We start from the raw sequence: 20,937 nt of genomic DNA, 5'->3' as shown, positions 1-20,937 counted from the left end.
CCGCCTCCCACCTTACGTCACTCGGCCGGAGCGTCCTTCTTCGGCGCCGGGAAGAGCGCGTCGAGCAGCTGCCCGACCCAGGCGATGAGCTCGGCGTCGCCGAGCGGCTCGCCGCCCGCCTGCGGAAGGGGGACGACCATGGCCTCTCCCCCGCTCAGGATCTTCGCGCCCGGGTGCAGGCGCTGCAGCCGGACCTTCATCGAATCGGGCAGGTTCGCCGGCGCGATGCGCAGATTGCGCCCCATCGCGACGACATCGGCGAGACCGGCCTGAGCCGCGCGGCGGCGCAGGCGCGCGACGGCGATGAGGCCGTCGACCTCGGGCGGCGGCGCGCCGTAGCGGTCGACGAGCTCCTCCACGACGAGGTCGATGGCGTCGTCCTTCGCCGTCGCCGACGCGGCCGCCGACAGCTTCTGGTACGCCTCGAGCCGCAGCCGCTCGCTGTCGATGTAGCTCTCCGGCAGGCGCGCCTCGACGGGCAGCTCGAGTCGCAGCTCGGTCGGCCCCTCGGTCTCCTCTCCCCGGAACGTCGCGACGGCCTCGCCGATCATGCGCAGGTAGAGGTCGAAGCCGACGCCCGCGATGTGGCCGGCCTGCTCGGCGCCGAGGAGATTGCCGGCGCCGCGCAGCTCGAGATCCTTCATGGCGACCTGGATGCCGCTGCCGAGATCGTTGTGCACCGCGATCGTCTCGAGGCGGTCGGCCGCGGTCTCGGAGAGCGGCTTGCCCTCGTCGTACACGAAGTACGCGTAGGCGCGCTCGCGACCGCGGCCGACGCGACCCCGCAGCTGGTGCAGCTGCGCGAGCCCGTACTTGTCGGCGCGGTCGATGATGATCGTGTTCGCGTTCGCGATGTCGATGCCGGTCTCGATGATGGTCGTGCAGACGAGCACGTCGAACTTGCGCTCCCAGAAGTCGTCGACGACCTGCTCGAGCTGGTTCTCGCTCATCTTGCCGTGCGCGACCGCGATGCGGGCGTCGGGAACGAGCTCGGCGAGATGCGAGGCGACCTTCTGGATCGTCGTGACCCGGTTGTGCACGAAGAACACCTGCCCCTCGCGCAGCAGCTCGCGTCGGATGGCCGCGGCGATCTGCTTGTCGTTGTGCGGGCCGACGTACGACAGGATCGGGTGGCGATCCTCGGGCGGCGTCGCGAGGGTGGACATCTCCCGGATGCCGGTGACCGCCATCTCGAGCGTGCGCGGGATCGGGGTCGCGCTCATCGCGAGGATGTCGACGTTCGTCTTGAGCTTCTTGAGGGCGTCCTTGTGCTCGACGCCGAAGCGCTGCTCCTCGTCGACGATGAGCAGACCCAGGTCCTTGAAGCGCACCTGCTCGGTGAGGATGCGGTGCGTGCCGATCACCATGTCGATGGACCCGTCCGACAGGCCCTGGATGGTCTCGCGCGCCTCCTTGTCGGTCTGGAAGCGCGACAGCGCGCGCACCTTCACGGGGAAGCCCGCGAACCGGTCCTGGAAGGTCTCGAGGTGCTGCTTCACGAGCAGCGTGGTCGGGACGAGCATCGCGACCTGCTTGCCGTCCTGGATCGCCTTGAACGCGGCGCGCACGGCGACCTCGGTCTTGCCGAACCCGACGTCGCCCGAGAGCAGGCGGTCCATCGGGATCGGGCGCTCCATGTCGCGCTTGACCTCCTCGATCGTCTGCAGCTGATCGGGGGTCTCCGCGAAGGGGAAGGCCTCCTCGAGCTCGCGCTGCCACGGGGTGTCCGGCCCGAAGGCGTGGCCCTTCGCCGCCATCCGCGCCGAGTACAGCTTGACGAGCTCGACAGCGATGTCGCGGACCGCCTTGCGCGCGCGGCTCTTCGCCTGCGCCCAGTCGCTCCCGCCCATCTTCGACAGCGTCGGGGCCTCGCCGCCGACGTACTTCGAGAGCAGGTCGAGCTGGTCCGTCGGCACGTACAGCTTGTCGCCCGGATACCCGCGCTTCGACGGCGCGTACTCGAGCACGAGGTAGTCGCGCGTCGTCTTCGTCGCGTTGCGGCCGCCGCTGGAGACCTCGCGCTGGGTCATCTCGACGAATCGGCCGATGCCGTGCGTCGCGTGCACGACGATCTCGCCCGGCTTCAGCTGAAGGGGGTCGACGACGTTCTTCCGCCGCGACGCGAGCTTCTTGACCGCGCGCGTGTCGCCGCCGATCGCCCTGCCGTAGAACTCGTTCTCGGTGAAGAGGGCGAGCTTCACGCCCTCGACCGTGAAGCCGCGCTCGATCGCGGCCTGCACGAGGGTCGCGACCCCCGGCTCCGGCGCCTCGACGAGGCTGTCGACGATGCGCGCCGCGAGCCCGCGCTCCGACAGCACGTCGCGTGCCCGTTCCACGAGGCCGATGCCCGACGCCGCGACGACCACCGACCAGCCGTCGTGCAGGAGCTGCCCGATGTGCGCGGTGGCGCCCTCGACGTTGCCCTGGAAGGTCGGCGTCGCGGAGGCGCGCACGCGGATCGCGTCTCGCGCGTCGGGCACGGCGTCGAGGTCGTCGTGCTCGGCGAGCTCGGCCGCGATCTCGGCCGCTCCCGAGTCGAAGGGGCTCAGGGTCCACCACACGCCGCCGACCGCTCGCACGTCGTCGCGCAGCTGGGCGAGGGTGAGGAAGTCGCCCGCGTCGAGGTTGATGGGCGCGCTCGCTCCGCTCGTCGCGGCGCTCCACGCCGCCTCGAGGAACTCGCGGTTCGTCTCGCCGAGGGTGATGGACCGCGACACCGCGCGCTCGGGATCGACGAGCGCGACCGCCGCGCCACGGGGAAGGTACGTCGGAAGCGACACGAGCGGCCCCGCGAGGACCGGCATGAGCGACTCCATGCCCTCGACCGGGATGCCCTCGCCCATCCGCTCGAGCATCTGGGCGATGCCGGGGTACTCGTGCTGCAGCTCGCGCGCGCGCTGGCGGATGTCGGGCGTCAGCAGGAGCTCGCGGCTCGGCACGAGCGAGACGGCCGCGACATCGCCGGGGAGCGAGCGCTGGTCGGCGACGGAGAAGGCGCGGATCTGGTCGACCTCGTCGCCGAAGAACTCGATGCGATACGGGTGATCGGCGACCGGCGGGAAGACGTCGAGGATGCCGCCGCGGACGGCGAACTCGCCGCGTCGCGACACCATGTCGACCCGGTGGTACGCGAGCTCGACGAGGCGCTCGACGACGGTCTCGAGCTCATGGCCGCGCCCTCCCGCGCGCAGCTCGATCGGGTGCACGTCGCCGAGTCCGCTCGCGATCGGCTGGATGGCGGCGCGGATCGACGCCGTCACGATGAGCGGCGAGGTCGGCCCGGAATGCGCGGCGGCGATGCGGCGGAGGGTCTCGAGCCGTCGGCCCACGGTCTCGGGGCTCGGGCTCAGCCGCTCGTGCGGCAGCGTCTCCCATGCGGGGAAGTCGAGCACCTCGGCCTCGGGCATCACCGACGACAGCGCGGCGCCGAGCGCCTCCGCCCGCCGCCCGGTGGGCGCGACGACGAGCAGGACGGGGGCGTGCCCGCTCGCACGGCGGCGCTCGAGGAGGCCGGCGAGCATCGGGGCGTCCAGTCCGTCGACGAGCGAGAGATCCGCATCGACGGCCGACGCGGCGAGCGCGTCGCGGAAGGACCCGTCCTGTTCCAGAGCACTGACGATTCCCTGAACAGTCACCGCAGAAGTCTAGTCGCGCCCTCCGACACGGGCACGACGGACATCCGCGCCCCGCCTTCCTAGGATGGGCGCATGAGCGCCGACCCGCAGCCGCCGTACCCGCCCGCTCCCGGCGACCACTCGCCGATCTCCCCCGGCGGCGTCACGCCCGGCCAGCAGCCCTCGGGCGCCTATCTCTATCCGCCGACCGCGCCGTACCAGCAGCCGGGGGATCCGCGCTTCGCCGCCATGGTCGAGGCGCCCGCGCCCGCGCCATCCGCCGCCCTCGGCCGCGTCGCGCTCCTCCTCGCGCTCGTGGCCCTCGTCGGCGGAACGCTCGTGATCGGCGTCTGCTGCTTCCTCGTCGGGGTGCAGGCCGGGCGCACGGACTTCGCGGCGGCGACCGAGTTCGACTGGTCGCTGCTCACGCCGGTGCGCGACGCCGTCCTCACCGGCGAGATCACCGCGTGGGTCGCCACGGCGCTCGGCGTGTGGGCGCTGATCCAGGGCATCGTCGCGATCGCACGACGACGCGGCAGGGGCGCGGGGATCGCCGCCGTCGTCATCGCCGCGGTCGCGCCCGTGATCGTCGCCACGTCCGCCGCGATCGGCTTCTCGATCGGGCTCGCCGCCGGCCTGGACCAGGCCGGATTCTGACCTCGCGCCCCGCCGATCAGGCCCGCGGGGCGTGGAAGCGCTGCTGCGCGGCCACGAGGCCGTCCTCCGCGAGCCGCTCGACGGCGTCGGCCGCGTCGGACACGAGGATCGGGAGCGTCTTGCGCTCGGTCGCGCCGAACGGGTCGAGTACCCAGTCCGCGGGGTCCTGACGGCCGGGTGGACGCCCGATGCCGACCCGCACGCGGGCGAAGTCCGGGGTGCCGAGCGCCTTCGCGACATCGCGGACGCCGTTGTGCCCGCCGTGCCCGCCGCCGGACTTGAGCTTGATGGTGTCGAACGGGATGTCCAGCTCGTCGTGCACGACCACGACGCGATCGGCCGCGAGCCCGTAGAACCGGGCGAGGCCCGCCGCGGGGCCGCCCGAGACGTTCATGAAGGTGTTCGGCTTGGCGAGCACGAGCTTCGCCGCGCCCGGTCGCAGCCACGTCTCCGCCACACGCGCGTTGGCCTTGTGCTGCCGGAACGTCGCGCTGCGGCGCGCGGCGAGCTCGTCGACGACCATCTGGCCGACGTTGTGCCGCGTCTGCTCATACCGCGGGCCGGGATTGCCGAGCCCGATGACCAGCCATGTCTCGGCCATCCTCATTCCCTCCTGGAGACGACGCGAGGGGGTGCGACCAGGTCGCACCCCCTCGCGTGGAAGATCCGCGTCACTCCGCGGCGGGTGCCTCTTCGCCCTCGGCGGCAGCCTCGTCCTCGACCGTCGCGCGCGGCGTGAGGATCGAGAGGATCTGGAGCTCCGGCTCGTCCGCGAGGACGGCGCCCTGCGGGAGCGCGATGTCGCCGGCCGTGATGACCGTGCCGTCCTCGAGGCCCTCGACCGAGACCTCGACGTGCTCGGGGATGTGCGTCGCCTCGACCTCGAGCTTGAGGGTCGCCGTCTCGAGGTTCACGATCGTGCCGGAGAACGACTCGCCGACGGTGGTGACGGGCACCTCGACGGCGACCTTCTCGCCCTTCTTCACGACGAGGAGGTCGATGTGCTCGATGACCTGGCGCACCGGGTCGCGCTGCACGTCCTTGACGAGCGCGAGCTCGGCGCGGCCCTCGACATCGAGCTCGAGCAGCGCGTTCGCGTGACGGACGATGAGCGCCGTCTCGTGACCGGGCAGCGCGACGTGCACGGGCTCGGTGCCGTGGCCGTAGATGACGGCGGGGATCTTGCCGGCGGCGCGGAGGCGGCGGGCGAAGCCCTTGCCGAACTCGGTGCGGACCTCTGCCGCGAGCTTGTTCTGGTCAGCCATGTGTCTGCTCCTCGTGGGACACGCGGCCGAGCGGAGCCGCATGAAGTTCTGTCGGAAGTCCTCGGCTCGAACGCTGCGCGTGAGGAGGGCATGGGCCCGCATCACCGCGTCGATCACGGATGCCCGTCTCGCGCACGCGCGGAGGCACCCCTCGCCGAGGTCGTCGTCCATGCTACCCGACGCCGGCGGTCGGGAGAACCGCGGATTCCCAGCCTCAGCCCGCGACGAACCCGCTCACCCAGCGGTCCATGCGCGCGTACGCCTCCTCGCGCGCGTCGCGCCGCGAGAGGAACACGTCGTGGAGCGCCCCCTCGATGCGCTCCACGGTGACGCTGCGGCCGAGCCGGAGCGACGCGCGCGCGATGTCGTCGACGACGAGGACCGAGTCGACGCGCGTGAGCTCGTCGGACCACCGCGTGGGCGGAGCGCTGCGCGCGGAGAGCAGGACGCAGACCGGGGCGGCGATCCCGAGGCCGGCCGCGACCCGCGCGTGCCCGGCCAGCACAGCGCTCAGCCATCCGGCATGGACCGTCATCGTCTGCTCGGGGCGCCAGAGCGGGTTCACCTCGACCGGGTCGTCGGGATCGGCCGCCTCGCGCTGGGCGCGGGAGTAGTAGCCCAGGTCGACCTGCGGCGCCGCGTCCATGGGGCGCCAGCGCGCCTGCATCTGCACGACGGGGGCGATCGCGGTGCGCACGCCGCTCAGCTGGAACTCGAGCCACGGGCTGTTGAGGATGAGCGCGCTCGCGACGTCGGGATGGCGCGCGGCCCAGAGGCTGAGCGTGAGGCCTCCGGTGGAATGGCCGAGCAGGACGAGGCGCCGCCCCACCGCGGGCTGCATCGCCGCAAGCGCCGCCGCGATGTCCTCGTCGTAGACGTCGAGGTCGGTCGTGTACCCGGGCGTCTGACCGGGCCGGAGGCTCCTGCCGTACTTCCGGAGATCGAGCGCGAAGAAGCGCGCGCCGCGATCGGCCCAGAAGCGCGCGAGCCGGCGCTGGAAGAAGTAGTCCGACCATCCGTGCACGTAGAGGACGTCGACGTCCTCGAGCGGACGCGCGCGCTCGAGGAACCGGCGCCGCCGCGGGAGGTGCCGGACGAGGGTGGCCACGACGTCGCCTTCGCCGTCGGCAGCGAGCGGCAGCTCGAGCTGCTCGAACCCCTCCCCCAGGATGTCCGGGGCCCACGCGCGCGCCGCCATGGGCCGAGCCTATCGAGGAGGGCCCGACGACGCCCGCGACTACGATGGAGGCGGCGCATCGCGCCGTCCTCGACCGTCCGCGCGCGCCCTGGAAAGGGCCGCGCATCTGCAGAAGGAGTCCCCATGATCGACGGCGCAGCCATCTCGCACGTGATCGCCTGGGTCATCGGCGGCATGTCCGTGACCTTCGTCGTGCTCGTCGCGGGCGCGATGTTCGCTCTCGGCCGGAGCTCGTACCGCAAGTGACGCCCTCCGCGCACTCACAACGTCACGGAGAGGCGCGTGAGGCGCGGGAGCACTACCCTGCATTACGTACGATCATTTCCCGTCCTCAAGGAGACGCGCGTGACTGACGCTTCATCGACCCCTGCCCTTGCGAACATCGGGGTCGTGGGCCTCGCCGTGATGGGCTCGAACCTGGCCCGCAACCTCGCGAGCCGCGAGGGCAACACGGTGGCCGTGTACAACCGCAGCCGCTCGAAGACCGACGAGCTCGTCGCCGAGCACCCCGAGGCCGGCTTCATCCCGGCGTTCTCCTACGAGGAGTTCGCGGCCTCGCTGTCGAAGCCGCGCACGGCGATCATCATGGTCAAGGCCGGTCGTCCCACCGACGCCGTGATCGACTCCCTCGTCGAGGTGTTCGAGCCGGGCGACATCATCGTCGACGGCGGCAACGCGTACTTCCCTGACACGATCCGCCGCGAGAAGGCCGTCCGCGAGACCGGCATCAACTTCGTCGGCGCGGGCATCTCGGGCGGCGAGGAGGGCGCGCTCACGGGCCCCTCGATCATGCCCGGCGGCTCGGACGAGTCGTGGGTCACGCTCGGCCCCATCCTCAAGTCGATCGCGGCGGTCGCCGAGGGCGAGCCCTGCGTCACGCACGTCGGACACGACGGCGCCGGCCACTTCGTGAAGATGGTGCACAACGGCATCGAGTACGCCGACATGCAGCTCATCGCCGAGGCGTACGACCTCATCCGCCGCGGCACGGGCAAGACGCCTGCCGAGATCGCCGACGTCTTCGCCGAGTGGAACAAGGGCGAGCTCGAGTCGTACCTCATCGAGATCACCGCCGAGGTGCTCCGCCAGGTCGACGCCGAGACGGGCAAGCCCCTCGTCGACGTGATCCTCGACCAGGCGGGTGCGAAGGGCACCGGCGCCTGGACCGTGCAGACGGCTCTCGCGCTCGGCGTGCCCGTGTCGGGCATCGCCGAGGCGACGTTCGCCCGCTCGCTGTCGTCGCACCCCGAGCAGCGCGCCGTGGCGGCGTCGCTCCCCGGCCCCGACGAGGAGTTCCGCGTCGACGACGTCGACGGCTTCATCGAGGACGTCCGCCAGGCCCTGTTCGCGTCGAAGATCATCGCCTACTCGCAGGGCTTCGACGAGATCCGCGCGGGCGCAGCGGAGTACAACTGGACGATCGACCTCGGCGCCGTGTCGAAGATCTGGCGCGCCGGCTGCATCATCCGCGCCCAGTTCCTCAACCGCATCGCCGACGCGTACGCCGAGCAGCCCGACCTCCCGGTGCTCGCGACCGCCCCGTACTTCGCCGAGGCGCTCACGCGCGGTCAGGCGGCGTGGCGCCGGGTCGTCGTCGCCGCGACGCAGGCGGGCATCCCCTCGCCGGCGTTCTCGTCGTCGCTCGCCTACTACGACGGCATCCGCGCCGAGCGCCTGCCCGCCGCCCTCGTGCAGGGGCAGCGCGACTTCTTCGGCGCGCACACCTACAAGCGCATCGACAAAGAGGGCACGTTCCACACGCAGTGGAGCGGCGACCGCACCGAGATCGAGGCCGAGGACACCCACTAGCACTCAGCGATGCTTCGGCTCGCTCGCTGCGCTCCCTCGCTCAGCACGGGTCTCCGCGAGCCGCCTCCGGTCGTTGAGCGAGCGCAGCGAGCCGAAACGCCTCAGCGAGCCGAAACGCCGCAGCGAGCCGACCCCCGCCCGGGGGTCGGCTCGCTCCGTCTCCGGCGCCGGTCAGGCCGGCGGGGCCTCGGCGGGCTTCGCGGGCAAGCGCACCTCGAACGTCGTGTCTCCCGGCGCGCTGCGCACGGAGATCTCGCCGTGGTGCGCCTCGACGATCGCCTTGGCGATCGAGAGCCCGAGGCCCGTCCCGCCGGTCTTGCGCGCCCGCGACCGATCGCCGCGCGCGAACCGCGTGAACAGCTCGCCCTGGAGCTCCTCGTCGATGCCCGGCCCGTCGTCGTGCACGGTGAGCACGGCGCGCGTCCCGCTCCCCTCGCCCTCGAGGCGCACCGCGAGCTCGACGTGCGTCCCCTCCGGCGTGTGCGTGCGGGCGTTCGCGAGGAGGTTCACCACGACCTGGGTGAGACGGCCGCGGTCGCCCGCGATGACGACGGGCTCCTCGGGCACCTCGACCGACCAATCGTGATCAGGCCCCGCCGCCTGCTGATCGGCGAGGGCCTCGACCGCGAGCTGGGTCAGGTCGACGGCGCCGAGCACGATCTCGTGCCCCTCGTCGAGACGCGCGAGGAGGAGCAGGTCCTCGACGAGCGAGGTCATCCGGATCGACTGCGCCTGGATGCGCTCGAGCGCCTGCTCCGACGTCTCGCTGAGCGACGGATCGCGCAGCGACAGCTCGGAGTAGCCCCGGATCGACGCGAGCGGCGTGCGCAGCTCGTGGCTCGCGTCGGCGACGAATCGGCGCATGAGCTCCTCGTTCCGCTGCCGTGCGTGCAGCGACGACTCGACATGGTCGAGCAGCGTGTTGAGGGCGGCGCCGACCTGCCCGATCTCCGTGCGCGGGTCGGCCTGCTCGGCCGGAACGCGCTCGTCGATCGACACGGATCCCTGGTCGAGCGGCTGCTGCGCCACGCGGGTCGCGGTCTCGGCGACTGCGCGGAGGGGGCGCAGCCCCGCGCGGATGACGAGGGTCGTCGCGATGCCGAGCAGGATCATCCCGCCGATCGTCGCGAAGAGGATGGTCGTCCAGAGCCGGCCGATCGTGCCCTGGACCTCGGCGGTGGGGAGGCCGATGACGAGCGACTGGCCGGTCTGCCGGATCACGGCCGTGCGGACGCGGTACGTGCCGAGATCGGACACCGCGACCGTCTCCGTGTGCGCCTCGCCGGTCATCGCCGTGACGACGTCGTCCACCTGCTCGGCGGTGAGCGCCGTGACGCTCCCCTCGCCCACGACCGCGCCCGTGATGCCGCCGTCGGTCTCGGCGACGAGGAGGAGCCCGCGCTCGACCGGCGGGCCGACGAGAGCCTCCGCGGCGGTCTTCCCCGACGCGAGCGCCCCGGCGACCTGGTGGTCGAGCTCCTGCGTGGCCGAGGCCACGCGCTCGCTCAGCTGCTGGTCGAGGACGCTGCTCATGATCGCGCTCGTGAGGGTCGTGATGATCACGAGGATGACCGACACGATCGACACGATCGTGATCATGAGGCGCGCTTCGAACGTCAGCTGCCGGCGCGGCGGCGCGGCCAGCTCGTCGCGCGGCGCGTCGGTCACTGCGGTGCCTTGATCATGTAGCCGGCCCCGCGCACCGTGTGGATGAGCGCCTCGCGTCCGGCGTCGATCTTCTTGCGGAGGTACGAGATGTAGAGCTCGACGACGCTCGACTTGCCCCCGAAGTCGTAGTGCCAGACCCGATCGAGGATCTGCGCCTTCGAGAGCACGCGCCGCTGGTTGCGCATGAGATAGCGCAGCAGCTCGAACTCGGTGGCCGTGAGCTCGATCGGCGTCCCCGCGCGCTCGACCTCGTGGCTGTCCTCGTTGAGCGTGAGGTCGGCGACGCGCAGGATGGGCTCGACCTCGGCCGCGAGGGCCGTGCCGGAGCGGCGCATGAGGGCGCGCAGACGCGCGACGACCTCCTCGAGGCTGAACGGCTTCGTCACGTAGTCGTCGCCGCCGGCCGTCAGTCCCGCGACCCGGTCGCTCACGGCGTCCTTCGCCGTGAGGAAGAGCACGGGCACGTCGTTGCCGTTCTGGCGCAGCCGCTGGAGGACGCCCATCCCGTCGAGATCGGGCATCATGACGTCGAGGATGAGCGCGTCGGGATCGAACTCGCGCACCGCCTGGAGCGCCTCGAAGCCGCTGCCCGCTGCGCGCACCTCCCAGCCCTCCATGCGCAGCGCCATCGACAGCAGGTCGGTGAGCATCTGCTCGTCGTCGACGACGAGGACGCGCACGGGGCTGCCGTCGGGACGGGTGAGGGCGGGCGACGGAGTGCGAGCGGGCGTTGTCATGCGACCCATTGTGCTCCGCTTCCTATGGGTCTGCTATGGCACGCGCTATGCGCGGGCTGTGAGTGCGCGCGGCGCCGCATAGCCCGTTCATATGCCGCTCATGCCCCCTCCATCGCCGCGCTCCCTACGGTCGCAGCTGGCCGCTCGCGGGGAGCGGCGAAGGGAGATCCATGTTCGGAACGTACCTGCGACGAGAGCTCGCGGGCCGGAAGCGGCAGACGATGATCGTCGCCTCCGGACTCGCGGTGGCGATCGCGCTCGTGATCATCGTGAATGCGCTGTCGGCCGGCGTCCGCGACGCCCAGAACGCGGCCCTCGAGTCGGTCTACGGCGTCGGCACCGACCTCACGGTCAGCGGGGCGGCGGCCGAGCCCGGCGAGGGCCGCGGCCAGCGCTTCGAGTTCGGCGAGGACGACGGCGAGACCGCCGAGGACGGGACCACGCAGGTGAGCCAGTCGCGCCTCGCCGTCGAGATGGGCCGGAGCACACTCGCGTCGTCCGCGGTCGAGACGGCGGCCGGCACCGAGGGCGTCTCCGCCGTGTCGGGCGCGCTCGCGCTCACCAACCTCACGTTCGACGGCGAGCTGCCGAGCGCGCCGGAGGACGCCGGGGACGCCACGCAGGCCGCGCCCGCGGAGGGAGAGGCGCCTCCGGGCGGCGGAGGCGGGGGCTTCGGCGGCGGCGCCTTCGACCTCGACTCGATCAGCGTCCTGGGTGTCGACGACGCCGCGACGACGGTGGGCCCGCTCTCGTCGGTCGAGGTGTCCGACGGGCGGGCGCTGGAGGCATCCGATGCGGGTGCCGCCGTCGCCGTCGTCGACGCGACCTACGCCTCGACGAACGAGCTCGCGGTCGGGGACGCCGTCGAGCTGGGCGGCGAGGAGTTCGAGATCGTTGGGATCGCGGCGTCCGCGACCGACTCCGCCGACACCGCGGCCGACGTCTTCATCCCGCTCGACATCGCGCAGGAGCTCTCGGGCGCGGGCGACGTCGTCTCGACCGTCTACGTGCAGGCCGCGTCGGCCGGCGACATCGCCGCCGTGCAGGCCGCCCTCGAGGAGGAGCTGCCCGAGGCGACCGTGAGCTCGCAGTCCGACCTCGCGTCGACGGTCTCAGGGTCGCTGTCGAGCGCCTCGAGCCTCATCTCGAGCCTCGGCACGTGGCTCTCGGTCATCGTGCTCGCGGTCGCCGTGCTGCTCGCGGTGCTGTTCACGCTCTCCGGCGTCTCGCGCCGCACGCGCGAGTTCGGCACGCTCAAGGCGATCGGATGGACGAACGCGCGCGTCGTGCGCCAGGTCGCCGGCGAATCGGTCGTGCAGGGGCTCATCGGCGGCGCGGCCGGCGTGGCGCTCGGCGTGATCGGCGCCGTGATCATCGACCTCGTGCGGCCGACGATCTCGACGTCGTCCGCTGCGACGGCCGCCGGCCCCGGTGCGGCAGGCGGCATGGGCGGTCCGTTCGGCGCGATGGCCGAGACCGCGAGCGACATCGCGCTGACGGCACCGCTCGACGCCGTCGTCATCATCGCCGCCGTGGCTCTCGCGGTCGCCGGCGGCCTCGTGGCCGGGGCGATCGGCGGATGGCGCGCCGCGCGCCTGAGCCCCGCCGAGGCGCTGCGCTCGGTCGGCTGAGCGCGGACGGAACAGAGGAGAACATCATGACCACGCTGTATGCGCTCGAGGGCGTCCAGAAGACCTACCGGGCGAAGGGGCGCGAGATCCGCGCGCTCGCCCACGTCGATCTCACGATCGAGCAGGGCGACTTCGTCACGATCCAGGGGCCGACCGGCGGCGGAAAGTCCACGCTGCTCCAGCTGCTGGGAGCGCTCGACACGCCGACGAAGGGCTCGATCTCGATCGCCGGATCCGAGCTCGGCCGGGCGTCAGCCGGGGAGCTCAGCGCGCTCCGCGCGGGCGAGATCGGCTTCGTCTTCCAGGGGTTCAACCTCATCCCCACCCTGACGGCGAGGGAGAACGTCGCCATGGGTCTCGAGCCGCTGCGCCTGCCGAGGGACGAGCGCGACGCGCGCGTCGCCGAGGCCCTCGCGCAGGTCGGGCTGGCCGAGCGCGCCGACCATCGTCCCGCTGAGCTGTCGGGCGGCCAGCAGCAGCGCGTCGCGATCGCGCGTGCGATCGCGAAGCGCCCCCGGGTGCTGCTCGCCGACGAGCCGACCGGGAACCTCGACGAGCGCACGCGCGACGAGATCATGGACCTGCTCGAGCGCCTGAACGCCGATGGCCTGACCCTCGTCCTCGTCACGCACGACTCGGCCGTCGCCCGTCGCGCCCGTCGTCGGCTCCGCCTCGACCACGGCGCCGTGCACGACATCACCCGGCGGTGAGCCGGGCCGAGCGGCGGCGCGCCCCTCTCGTCCGGCGCGCCGCCGCTCGGCGTCAGTAGCCGGCGAAGGCGTCGGTCGTGAGCGACCGCGCCCTGCCGAGCGCGGGCGCGAGATCGGCGATCAGGGCCGGCGGGCCGGAGACGTACGCGTGACGGGCCGCGATGTCCGGGACCGCGGCGGCCAGGCCATCCGCCGTCAGCCGCTCCCCTCCTGCCCACGCCCAGTGCGCGGGCAGGCCCGCGGGCTCATCCGGGGTGAACACGACCGTCCGGACGCCGGTCTGCTCGAGCTCGCGTCGATACGCGAGCTCGTCGGCGCGGGAGGCCACGAGCACGAGCACGGCATCGCGCCGCGCGCCCGAGAGCTGCAGGTGCCGCAGCTGCGACACGAAGGGCGTCACGCCGATGCCGGCGGCGACCATCAGCACCGGCGCATCCGCCGACCGCGGCAGCACGAAGTCGCCCCACACTCCCGTCACCGCGAGCACGTCGCCCTCGCGCGCCTCCGCGAGGGCGCGCTTGTAGCTGGAGCGCGCTCCCCCGCGGCTCTCGCGGAAGGCGATGCGGATGGTCGGGAGCTCCTCAGGCGCAGAGGAGATCGAGAACTCGCGGCGCGTCCCGCGCGCATCGGGCCGACGGTGCGGCACGTCGAGCTCGAGGTACTGGCCCGGCACGAAGGCCAGGCGCCGCTGGGCGGCGAACGTCAGCTCCTGAACCGTCGGCGTCAGGGCGACGCGCCGGACGAGGATGAGACGGACGGCGCCGCGCGCCGCGAAGGCGAAGGCGATGAGGTTGCCGATGAGGAGCGCGCGCTCCTGGCCGAGAGTGATGATCCCCAGCGGAATCGGCCAGCCGGCGAGCACGCCGACCACGACCGCGACGAGGTACTGCTGGCGTCGGCGCGGCGGGAGCGTGAGCGGCTCGGACAGCATGAACGCGCCGAGGAAGAGGAAGGGCGACTGCACGACCAGGCCCTGCAGCAGGCTCTCGAGCGGAAGCGAGAGACCGGCGGCGAGGAGCTGCACGATCGTGCGGGCGGCGCCGACGACCATCGCCACGACGAGGAAGAGGCCGACGACGCGGAGCTTCTCGGTGCGCCAGAGCACGAGGACGGCGAGGACGAGGAGCGGGGCGAAGAGCGCGGGGGTGCCCACCCACCACGCCGAGGTGGTGAGCGTCGAGAGCGTCGCGACCGTCGCCCCGACCGCCGCGGGATTCAGGATGTGGCGCCCGCGCCAGACGATCAGGTACTTCGAGAGCGACGCGGCCGCCGCGGCGATCGCCGCGCCCGCCAGGCCTGCGGCGTCGAGCCCGGGGCGCACGACGAAGAGCAGGATGCCCGCGGTGATGAGCGTCGATTCGGGCCGCCAGACGAGCCCGAGGATGCGGTGCGCGGTGGCGTCGACGATCGCGCCGACGCCGACGAGGACGGCGGCGGTCGCCAGGAGGGCTCCCGGCGAGGGCAGCACCAGGCCGAACACGGACAGTGCGAGCGCGATGGCCGCGAGCACCGCGAGGGCGACGAGGACGAGCCGGTACATCGAGAACCGCCCGAGCGCGCGCATCCCCCGCTGATAGACCGAGGTGAGTCGTCCGATCATGTGAACAGCTCCGCTTCTCCCCGCTCCCCGCGGGAGCCCCAGGACCACTCGGCGCGGCCATCCGACAGCACGCGCACCCAGTGCACGCCGTGCGCGTGCGCGTACTCGGGCCCGCCGTCGAAGAACAGCGCGGTCGCGGCGGCGTCGGCGACCATCGCCGTGGGGGCGATCGCCCACGTGGCGACGACCGTGCGCACCGGAAGACCCGTCCGCGCATCGAGAACGTGGTGGAGCCCGTCGCCCCACGTGCGGCGGTTGGCCGCCGACGCGCACAGGGCCTCGTCCTCGACGGTCACGATGCCGATCGCGCGCCGCGGGTCGTAGGGGTGCTCGAGGGCGACGCGACGGCGGCCGCGGACCCGCAGGTCGCCGCTCGCGTCGACGACCCCCTCACCCGGAACGCGGTCGACGACGAGATCGACGAGGCGCCCCTTGCCGAGCGCCCCCACGTCGACGACGCCAGGGCCGCGCAGGCGGAGCTCGCCGTCGCCCCACGTCAGCCGCGCACGCCAGTCCGCCGGAGCCGGGAGGGGCTCCCCCGCGCGCAGGCTGTACGACGCGTCGTACCCCAGCTGCTCGAGCGAGCCGCCGACGAGCGGGTTCACCGCGCCATCCGTCGCCGCGGAGAGCTCCGCGCACGCGTCGAGCATCGCCCCGGCGTCGGGCGGCGCCGGCGCAGCGCCGCCCGCGGGGGCGAGCCGGGAGACGAGGGAGTCGGGGCGGAAGCGCGACCAGGTCGCATCGAACGCCTCGACCTCCGCGGTCACCGCGTCGCGCACGTGCGCGTCGAGCGGCTGCGCCGACTCGATCTCCCAGCTCGTGCCGATGGCGTCGAAGCGCCACACGGCCGACGCGGACACGTCAGACCGCCGCGTCCTGCTTGATCTGCTCGATCGCCGCGTTGAAGCCGCCGCTCGTGAGCGACGACCCGGCCACGCGGTCCACGGCGAGGTCATCGAGGGCGACCCCCACGACCTCGTCGGCGATGCCGGCGATGAACTGGGACTGGTACTGCCGGCTCTCGGCCGCCTGCGGGTCGCCGGTCACCTCGACCGCCGTCACCACGTCGTCCTCGATCGTCACGGTCACGCTGACCGTCTCGACCGTCTCCGGAGTCTGGTAGCTGCCCTCGGCCGTGTAGGTGCCGTCGGCGTACGCCACCGTGCCCGAGTCGGTCGCCTGGCCGCTCGACGCGTCCGTCGTCGCGGTCTCGTCGTCCGCGGTGGCTCCCACGGTGACGGCGCCGCAGCCCGCGAGCGCCACGACGCCCGCGACTCCTGCGAGTGCGGCGCCGGTGCGAATGGATCGGTTCATGTCGGTCCCCTGTTCATCGGTGCCGCGGTGCGGCCGTGTGAGGCAACCCTAACCAGGCACGATGCGGGAACCGCTTCGCGGACCTTATGAGTCTGCTGTGACGGTCGCTCAGGCGGCGCCGTCGAACATGCTCGTGACCGATCCGTCGTCGAACACCTCGCGGATGGCACGCGCGAGCAGCGGCGCCGCGGAGAGCACCGTGAGCTTCTCGAAGCGGCGCTCCGGCGGGATCGGCACGGTGTCGGTGACCACGACGCGGTCGACGGACGCATCCTGCAGCCGCTCGACGGCGGGGTCGCTGAAGATCGCGTGGGTCGCGCCGACGATGACCTTCTTCGCGCCGTTGGCCTTGAGCGCCTGGGCGGCCTTCACGATCGTTCCGGCCGTGTCGATCATGTCGTCGACGAGGAGGCACGTGCGGCCGGACACCTCGCCGACGATCTCGTGCACGGAGACCTGGTTGGCGACCTTCGGGTCACGGCGCTTGTGGATGATCGCGAGCGGCGCCGAGAGGCTGTCCGACCACGTGTCGGCGACGCGGACGCGGCCCATGTCGGGCGAGACGACCGTGAGCGTCTCGCGCTCCTCCTCCGTGAGGGTGTCCTCGAAGTGGCGCAGCAGCACCGGCTTCGCGAAGAGGTGATCGACGGGACCGTCGAAGAAGCCCTGGATCTGGGAGGCGTGCAGGTCGACGCTCATGATGCGGTCGGCGCCGGCCGTCGCGATCAGGTCGGTGACGAGGCGCGCCGAGATCGGCTCGCGGCCGCGCCCCTTCTTGTCCTGGCGCGAGTACGGGTAGTACGGCACGACCACGGTGACGCGCTTCGCCGACGCGCGCTTGAGGGCGTCGAGCATGATGAGCATCTCCATGAGCTCCTCATTGACGCTCTGGCTGAACGACTGGATGAGGAAGACGTCGCTGCCGCGCATCGAGACCTCGAAGCGCGTGTAGATCTCACCGGACGCGAAGGTGCGGTGCTCGGTCGGCGCGATGCCGATGCCGAGCTGCTCGCCGACGGCCTGGGCGAGCTCGGGGTGCGAGCGCCCCGCGACCACCACCAGCCGCTTCTTCGTCTTGGTGACGACTCCCGGGGCGATGCCCCGTTCGAGGTCGAGGTCAATGGTCTTCTTCGTGCGCGCCATCGGCTGCTTTCTCCGCCGCTCGGGCACGAGCCGCGGCCTCTGCCGCTGCGGTGCCCGCCCTGTTCGTCTCGACCCACCCGGCGATGTTCCGCTGGGGTGCCACGCTGAGAGCGAGAGCGCCCGCCGGCACATCCTTGCGGATGACCGCGCCCGCTCCCGTCTTCGCGCCGTCACCCAGTGTAACGGGGGCGACGAAGACGTTGTGCGAGCCGGTGTGCACCTCGTCGCCGATCACGGTGCGGTGCTTGGCGATGTCGTCGTAGTTCGCGGTGATCGCGCCCGCGCCGAGGTTGACCCCGCGGCCGATCGTCGTGTCGCCGACGTACGAGAGATGCGGCACCTTGCTGCCCTCGCCGATCGTCGAGTTCTTCACCTCGACGAACGTGCCGACCTTCGCGTCCGCCGCGAGCTCCGCTCCGGGGCGCAGGAACGCGAACGGACCGACGGTCGCCCCCGCGCCGATCACGGCGAGCGTCGCGTCGGTGCGCCGGACGGTCGCGCCCTCGCCGACCTCGCAGTCGAGGAGGGAGGTGTCGGGGCCGATCGTCGCCCCCTCGCCCACGCTCGTCGCGCCCAGGATGAAGGTGCCGGGCAGCACGGTCACGTCAGGGGCGAGCGATGCGGTGTCGTCGATCCACGTGGACGCGGGGTCGAGGATGGTCGCGCCCTCGACCTGCCAGCGGCGCACGATGCGCGCATTGAGGATGGCCGCGGCCTCCGCGAGCTGCACGCGGTCGTTCACGCCGAGCGCGATGCGCGCGTCGGGTGCCGTCTGGGCGGCGACGCGTGCGCCCTCCTCGCGGAGCAGGCGGACGACGTCGGTGAGGTACATCTCCCCCTGCGCGTTCGCCGTGCCGATCCGCGCGAGCTGCGCGCGCAGCGCCGGCGCGCGGAAGACGTAGACGCCCGCGTTGATCTCGGCGATGGCGAGCTCGTCGTCGCTCGCGTCCTTCTGCTCGACGATGCGGGCGACCGCGCCGTCGGCGTCGCGGACGACGCGCCCATAGCCCGACGGATCGTCGAGCGACGCGGTCAGGAGGGTCGCCTCGGCGCCCGAGCTGCGGTGCGTCTCGATGAGCGACGCGAGAGTCTCCGCATCGAGCAGCGGCACGTCGCCGCTCAGCACGAGGACATCGCCGCCGAACGAGTCCGGGAGGTTCTCGACCGCGACCTGGACCGCGCGCCCCGTTCCCGGGATGTCGTCCTGGTCGACTGGCTCCACGCCGGGGAAGTCGGCGATCGCCTCGACCACCCGGTCGCGCTCGTGGCGCACGACGACGCGCGTCACGACCGCGTCGAGCTGCTGCGCCGTGTGCAGGACGTGCCCGACGAGGGGACGACCGCCGATCCGGTGCAGCACCTTCGGGAGCTTCGATCTCATGCGCGTCCCCTGCCCCGCGGCCAGGATGACGATCGCCAGTTCGCTCTGTGTCACGTGGTTCTCCGTCACGTCGCTCTCCGTCACGCTCCGCCACCAGGATTCGAACCTGGTCCTCACAGCTCCAAAGGCTGTCGTGCTGCCGTTACACCATGGCGGACCACGGCCCCTGGCCGCCCCACAAGTCTGCCACGTGGCGTCGTCGGGCTCGGGTCGTCGGCCGGCGTCAGACCGATGGCGCGCGTGCGTGATACTGGACGGATGGCCACGGATACCGACGAAGTCGACCGCATCGTGGGCGCCTGGGCGACGCAGCGCCCCGATCTCGACTTCTCGCCGATGGAGGTGCTCTCGCGTGTCGACCGCCTCTCGCGGCATCTCGACCGCGCGCGCCGCGAGGCGTTCAGCCGGACGGAGATCGAGCCGTGGGAGTGGGATGTCCTCTCGGCCCTGCGCCGGGCCGGAGCCCCATACCAGCTGAGCCCCAAGCAGCTGCTGCAGCAGACGCTCGTGTCGAGCGGCACCATGACGAACCGGATCGACCGCCTCGTGACGCGCGGGTTCGTCCGCCGGGAGTCCGACCCCGGCGACGGACGCAGCGTGCTCGTCACGCTCACGGACGACGGCCGCACGCGCGTCGACGCCGCCATCACACGACTCATGGACGCCGAGGCCGAGCTGCTGGGCCGCCTGTCGGCGGCCGAGCGGACGCGGCTGGCCGCGCTGCTGCGCCGCCTCAGCCTCAGCTTCGACGGCGGGGTCTGACCGAGCTCAGCCCTCGACGTCGAGCCGCTCGAGCTGCGCGGCCGTGAGCTCGAGCGCGACGGCGTCGAGAGCGGCGTCGAGCTGGTGCAGCCGGCTGCCGCCGAGGATCGGGCGGATGCCCTGCGACACGAGCCACGCGAGGACGACCTGCCCGCGGGTCGCGCCCGCGTCACGGGCGACCTCGTCGAGGGCCTCGAGTCGGCGCGCGTTGCCCGGGTGGTCGTATACCGGGTCGATCTCCTTCTCCGGGTCGTCGTAGGCGCCTCCGAGGAGGGGTGTGTAGGCCCAGATCTCCATGCGGTGCTCGCGCGCGATGTCGCGCTGCTCGTCGCTCAGGAGGCCGAAGGGGTGCACGACTCCCGCCGGCCGCACGCCCGGGCGCGCCCGCAGGTAGGTCGCGTTGAGCTGGAGCGCGTCGATCGGGAGGGCACCCGACGCCGATGCGTGCCGCCTCGCGCGCTCGACACGCCAGGCCGGATGGTTCGACGCCCCGACCCTGCGCACCTCGCCGCGCGCGACGAGCTCCTGCAGGGCGTCGACGGTCTCCTCGATCGGCGTCTGCCGGTCCTCCTGATGCAGCCAGAGGAGATCGACGGAGTCGACGCCGAGGCGCGAGAGGCTTCCCCGGAACGCGTCGTGGATCGCGCGACGGCTCAGGCCCGCGCGGTGCTCGGGCCAGGACCCGGCCCAGAGCGGCTCGGCGCCGACCTTCGTCGAGAGGCGGACGCGCTCGCGCATGCCCGGCCGTGCCGCGAGCCACCGGCCGAGGACGGTCTCGCTCGCGCCGCCGCGGCCATCCGTGCTCTCCCAGAACGCATAGCAGTCGGCGGTGTCGATCCACTCGCCGCCGCGTTCCACGAAGCGGTCGAGAAGGGCGAAGGACGCCTCGTCGTCGAGACGGGTTCCGAAGGTCATGGCGCCGAGGACGAGGGGCGTGGTGGTGACGGTCATGAGGACACGATGCGACCTGGAGCGCGCTCCAGGTCAAGCGCTATCGTGCGAGCATGACGACCTACTCCCCGGCAGAGGCCTCCACGCGCTCCGGCCTCTCCATCGACACGCTCCGCTACTACGAGCGCGAGGGGATCCTGCCGCCGGTCGCACGAGACGGCGGCGGAAGGCGCGTGTACACCGACGGCGACCTGTCGACGCTCGACTTCCTCAAGTGCCTGCGCGACACGGGGATGCCGATCGAGCGGCTGCGCCGATACGGAGAGCTCTGCCGCGACCCGTCCACCCTGCGCGCCCGCGTCGACCTGCTGCGCGAGCACGCGGACGACGTCGATGCGCAGCTGGAGCTCCTGCGGCAGCGCCGCGCGAGACTCGACGAGAAGATCGCGTGGTACGAGGAGCAGATCGGCGCGTGATCGACGACGCCCGGAACGCCGCGACGGCCGACGCGCTGGCAGACGGACGTGCGGGAGCCTCGCCGGATCCGATCCGACGAG

General features: G+C 72.3%; 19 protein-coding genes and 1 tRNA gene. 7 read left to right on the top strand and 13 right to left on the bottom strand.

Translation table 11 applies throughout. The features are described from left to right. Positions 1–17 precede the first annotated feature (17 nt). Positions 18–3,635 (bottom strand): transcription-repair coupling factor, encoded by a 3,618-nt coding sequence (mfd, locus tag ACOWU6_RS01300; protein ID WP_421074448.1) that lies wholly within the window; start codon positions 3,633–3,635, stop codon positions 18–20. A 72-nt stretch (positions 3,636–3,707) separates the two neighbouring features. On the opposite strand from mfd, the gene ACOWU6_RS01295 reads away from it, so the two are divergent. After that, on the top strand, positions 3,708–4,271 hold the full coding sequence (locus ACOWU6_RS01295) for a hypothetical protein (RefSeq protein ID WP_324014398.1): 564 nt from the start codon (positions 3,708–3,710) through the stop codon (positions 4,269–4,271). A gap of 16 nt (positions 4,272–4,287) precedes the next feature. Here the strand turns inward: ACOWU6_RS01295 and pth are convergent, their stop codons facing one another. From pth to ACOWU6_RS01280, 3 genes are all read right to left on the bottom strand, one after another. Further along, positions 4,288–4,872 carry an aminoacyl-tRNA hydrolase gene (gene pth, locus ACOWU6_RS01290; protein ID WP_271173802.1) on the bottom strand — a complete coding sequence of 195 codons (585 nt, stop codon included), beginning with the start codon at positions 4,870–4,872 and terminating at the stop codon, positions 4,288–4,290. A gap of 70 nt (positions 4,873–4,942) precedes the next feature. After that, on the bottom strand, positions 4,943–5,536 hold the full coding sequence (locus ACOWU6_RS01285; protein ID WP_271173803.1) for a 50S ribosomal protein L25/general stress protein Ctc: 594 nt from the start codon (positions 5,534–5,536) through the stop codon (positions 4,943–4,945). A gap of 214 nt (positions 5,537–5,750) precedes the next feature. Continuing rightward, complete coding sequence (locus ACOWU6_RS01280) at positions 5,751–6,734, bottom strand: alpha/beta hydrolase (protein ID WP_324014396.1); 984 nt, start codon at positions 6,732–6,734, stop codon at positions 5,751–5,753. Between the two features lie 123 nt (positions 6,735–6,857). Between ACOWU6_RS01280 and ACOWU6_RS01275 the strand changes: the two genes are divergently transcribed. Together ACOWU6_RS01275 and gndA are read left to right on the top strand one after the other, a co-directional pair. Next, complete coding sequence (locus ACOWU6_RS01275; protein ID WP_271173805.1) at positions 6,858–6,980, top strand: hypothetical protein; 123 nt, start codon at positions 6,858–6,860, stop codon at positions 6,978–6,980. A gap of 99 nt (positions 6,981–7,079) precedes the next feature. Further along, positions 7,080–8,543 carry an NADP-dependent phosphogluconate dehydrogenase gene (gndA, locus tag ACOWU6_RS01270; RefSeq protein WP_271173806.1) on the top strand — a complete coding sequence of 488 codons (1,464 nt, stop codon included), beginning with the start codon at positions 7,080–7,082 and terminating at the stop codon, positions 8,541–8,543. A 171-nt stretch (positions 8,544–8,714) separates the two neighbouring features. Here gndA and ACOWU6_RS01265 read toward each other — a convergent pair whose 3' ends face one another. Beyond that, the gene (locus tag ACOWU6_RS01265; RefSeq protein WP_421074447.1) at positions 8,715–10,211 is read right to left on the bottom strand and encodes a sensor histidine kinase; all 1,497 of its coding nucleotides are present in this window, start codon (positions 10,209–10,211) and stop codon (positions 8,715–8,717) included. Further along, a complete protein-coding gene (locus ACOWU6_RS01260; protein WP_271173807.1) occupies positions 10,208–10,948 on the bottom strand; it encodes a response regulator transcription factor in 741 nt (246 codons plus the stop codon). Before ACOWU6_RS01260 ends, ACOWU6_RS01265 begins: the two co-directional genes overlap by 4 nt. 170 nt (positions 10,949–11,118) lie before the next feature. Between ACOWU6_RS01260 and ACOWU6_RS01255 the strand changes: the two genes are divergently transcribed. Both ACOWU6_RS01255 and ACOWU6_RS01250 read left to right on the top strand, forming a co-directional pair. Then, the gene (locus ACOWU6_RS01255) at positions 11,119–12,579 is read left to right on the top strand and encodes an ABC transporter permease (protein WP_421074446.1); all 1,461 of its coding nucleotides are present in this window, start codon (positions 11,119–11,121) and stop codon (positions 12,577–12,579) included. A gap of 26 nt (positions 12,580–12,605) precedes the next feature. Further along, on the top strand, positions 12,606–13,289 hold the full coding sequence (locus ACOWU6_RS01250; RefSeq protein WP_421074445.1) for an ABC transporter ATP-binding protein: 684 nt from the start codon (positions 12,606–12,608) through the stop codon (positions 13,287–13,289). 52 nt (positions 13,290–13,341) lie between these two features. On the opposite strand, the gene ACOWU6_RS01245 is transcribed toward ACOWU6_RS01250, so the two are convergent. From ACOWU6_RS01245 to ACOWU6_RS01220, 6 genes are all read right to left on the bottom strand, one after another. Then, positions 13,342–14,889 carry an FAD-dependent oxidoreductase gene (locus ACOWU6_RS01245; protein ID WP_421074444.1) on the bottom strand — a complete coding sequence of 516 codons (1,548 nt, stop codon included), beginning with the start codon at positions 14,887–14,889 and terminating at the stop codon, positions 13,342–13,344. Continuing rightward, entirely contained in the window at positions 14,886–15,749 is an 864-nt protein-coding gene (locus tag ACOWU6_RS01240; RefSeq protein ID WP_421074443.1) for an FAD:protein FMN transferase, read from the bottom strand. The genes ACOWU6_RS01245 and ACOWU6_RS01240 overlap by 4 nt, the downstream gene beginning before the upstream one ends. A 1-nt stretch (position 15,750) precedes the next feature. After that, complete coding sequence (locus tag ACOWU6_RS01235; RefSeq protein ID WP_271173812.1) at positions 15,751–16,203, bottom strand: FMN-binding protein; 453 nt, start codon at positions 16,201–16,203, stop codon at positions 15,751–15,753. 108 nt (positions 16,204–16,311) lie between these two features. Next, positions 16,312–17,346 (bottom strand): ribose-phosphate diphosphokinase, encoded by a 1,035-nt coding sequence (locus ACOWU6_RS01230; RefSeq protein ID WP_271173813.1) that lies wholly within the window; start codon positions 17,344–17,346, stop codon positions 16,312–16,314. Continuing rightward, positions 17,321–18,727: a bifunctional UDP-N-acetylglucosamine diphosphorylase/glucosamine-1-phosphate N-acetyltransferase GlmU gene (gene glmU, locus ACOWU6_RS01225; RefSeq protein WP_421074442.1), complete on the bottom strand. Its 1,407-nt coding sequence runs from the start codon at positions 18,725–18,727 to the stop codon at positions 17,321–17,323. The genes ACOWU6_RS01230 and glmU overlap by 26 nt, the downstream gene beginning before the upstream one ends. An 85-nt stretch (positions 18,728–18,812) precedes the next feature. After that, positions 18,813–18,884: transfer RNA gene (locus ACOWU6_RS01220), tRNA-Gln, on the bottom strand. 101 nt (positions 18,885–18,985) lie between these two features. Here ACOWU6_RS01220 and ACOWU6_RS01215 point away from each other — a divergent pair. Beyond that, positions 18,986–19,489: a MarR family winged helix-turn-helix transcriptional regulator gene (locus tag ACOWU6_RS01215; protein ID WP_271173815.1), complete on the top strand. Its 504-nt coding sequence runs from the start codon at positions 18,986–18,988 to the stop codon at positions 19,487–19,489. Positions 19,490–19,495: 6 nt separating this feature from the next. On the opposite strand, the gene ACOWU6_RS01210 is transcribed toward ACOWU6_RS01215, so the two are convergent. Further along, a complete protein-coding gene (locus ACOWU6_RS01210) occupies positions 19,496–20,440 on the bottom strand; it encodes an aldo/keto reductase (RefSeq protein WP_421074441.1) in 945 nt (314 codons plus the stop codon). Between the two features lie 53 nt (positions 20,441–20,493). On the opposite strand from ACOWU6_RS01210, the gene ACOWU6_RS01205 reads away from it, so the two are divergent. After that, positions 20,494–20,856, top strand: coding sequence for a MerR family transcriptional regulator (locus tag ACOWU6_RS01205; protein WP_271173817.1), 363 nt, complete (start codon positions 20,494–20,496; stop codon positions 20,854–20,856). Positions 20,857–20,937 lie beyond the last annotated feature (81 nt).

This window comes from Microbacterium sp. SA156, from assembly GCF_049065455.1.
In the GTDB taxonomy this organism is placed as follows: domain Bacteria; phylum Actinomycetota; class Actinomycetes; order Actinomycetales; family Microbacteriaceae; genus Microbacterium; species Microbacterium barkeri.
Note: the sequence above shows the minus strand (reverse complement) of the source record. Positions and strands in the feature narration are given on the sequence as shown.

What these genes read in the sequence shown, in the direction of transcription:
- ACOWU6_RS01280 (WP_324014396.1), bottom strand. Translation starts at nt 6,734, where the DNA reads ATGGCGGCGCGCGCGTGGGCCCCGGACATCCTGGGGGAGGGGTTCGAG.
- glmU (WP_421074442.1), bottom strand. Translation starts at nt 18,727, where the DNA reads ATGAGATCGAAGCTCCCGAAGGTGCTGCACCGGATCGGCGGTCGTCCC.
- ACOWU6_RS01250 (WP_421074445.1), top strand. Translation starts at nt 12,606, where the DNA reads ATGACCACGCTGTATGCGCTCGAGGGCGTCCAGAAGACCTACCGGGCG.
- ACOWU6_RS01235 (WP_271173812.1), bottom strand. Translation starts at nt 16,203, where the DNA reads ATGAACCGATCCATTCGCACCGGCGCCGCACTCGCAGGAGTCGCGGGC.
- ACOWU6_RS01255 (WP_421074446.1), top strand. Translation starts at nt 11,119, where the DNA reads ATGTTCGGAACGTACCTGCGACGAGAGCTCGCGGGCCGGAAGCGGCAG.
- ACOWU6_RS01205 (WP_271173817.1), top strand. Translation starts at nt 20,494, where the DNA reads ATGACGACCTACTCCCCGGCAGAGGCCTCCACGCGCTCCGGCCTCTCC.
- ACOWU6_RS01285 (WP_271173803.1), bottom strand. Translation starts at nt 5,536, where the DNA reads ATGGCTGACCAGAACAAGCTCGCGGCAGAGGTCCGCACCGAGTTCGGC.
- ACOWU6_RS01260 (WP_271173807.1), bottom strand. Translation starts at nt 10,948, where the DNA reads ATGACAACGCCCGCTCGCACTCCGTCGCCCGCCCTCACCCGTCCCGAC.
- ACOWU6_RS01210 (WP_421074441.1), bottom strand. Translation starts at nt 20,440, where the DNA reads ATGACCGTCACCACCACGCCCCTCGTCCTCGGCGCCATGACCTTCGGA.
- ACOWU6_RS01215 (WP_271173815.1), top strand. Translation starts at nt 18,986, where the DNA reads ATGGCCACGGATACCGACGAAGTCGACCGCATCGTGGGCGCCTGGGCG.
- ACOWU6_RS01295 (WP_324014398.1), top strand. Translation starts at nt 3,708, where the DNA reads ATGAGCGCCGACCCGCAGCCGCCGTACCCGCCCGCTCCCGGCGACCAC.
- ACOWU6_RS01275 (WP_271173805.1), top strand. Translation starts at nt 6,858, where the DNA reads ATGATCGACGGCGCAGCCATCTCGCACGTGATCGCCTGGGTCATCGGC.
- ACOWU6_RS01230 (WP_271173813.1), bottom strand. Translation starts at nt 17,346, where the DNA reads ATGGCGCGCACGAAGAAGACCATTGACCTCGACCTCGAACGGGGCATC.
- ACOWU6_RS01245 (WP_421074444.1), bottom strand. Translation starts at nt 14,889, where the DNA reads ATGATCGGACGACTCACCTCGGTCTATCAGCGGGGGATGCGCGCGCTC.
- pth (WP_271173802.1), bottom strand. Translation starts at nt 4,872, where the DNA reads ATGGCCGAGACATGGCTGGTCATCGGGCTCGGCAATCCCGGCCCGCGG.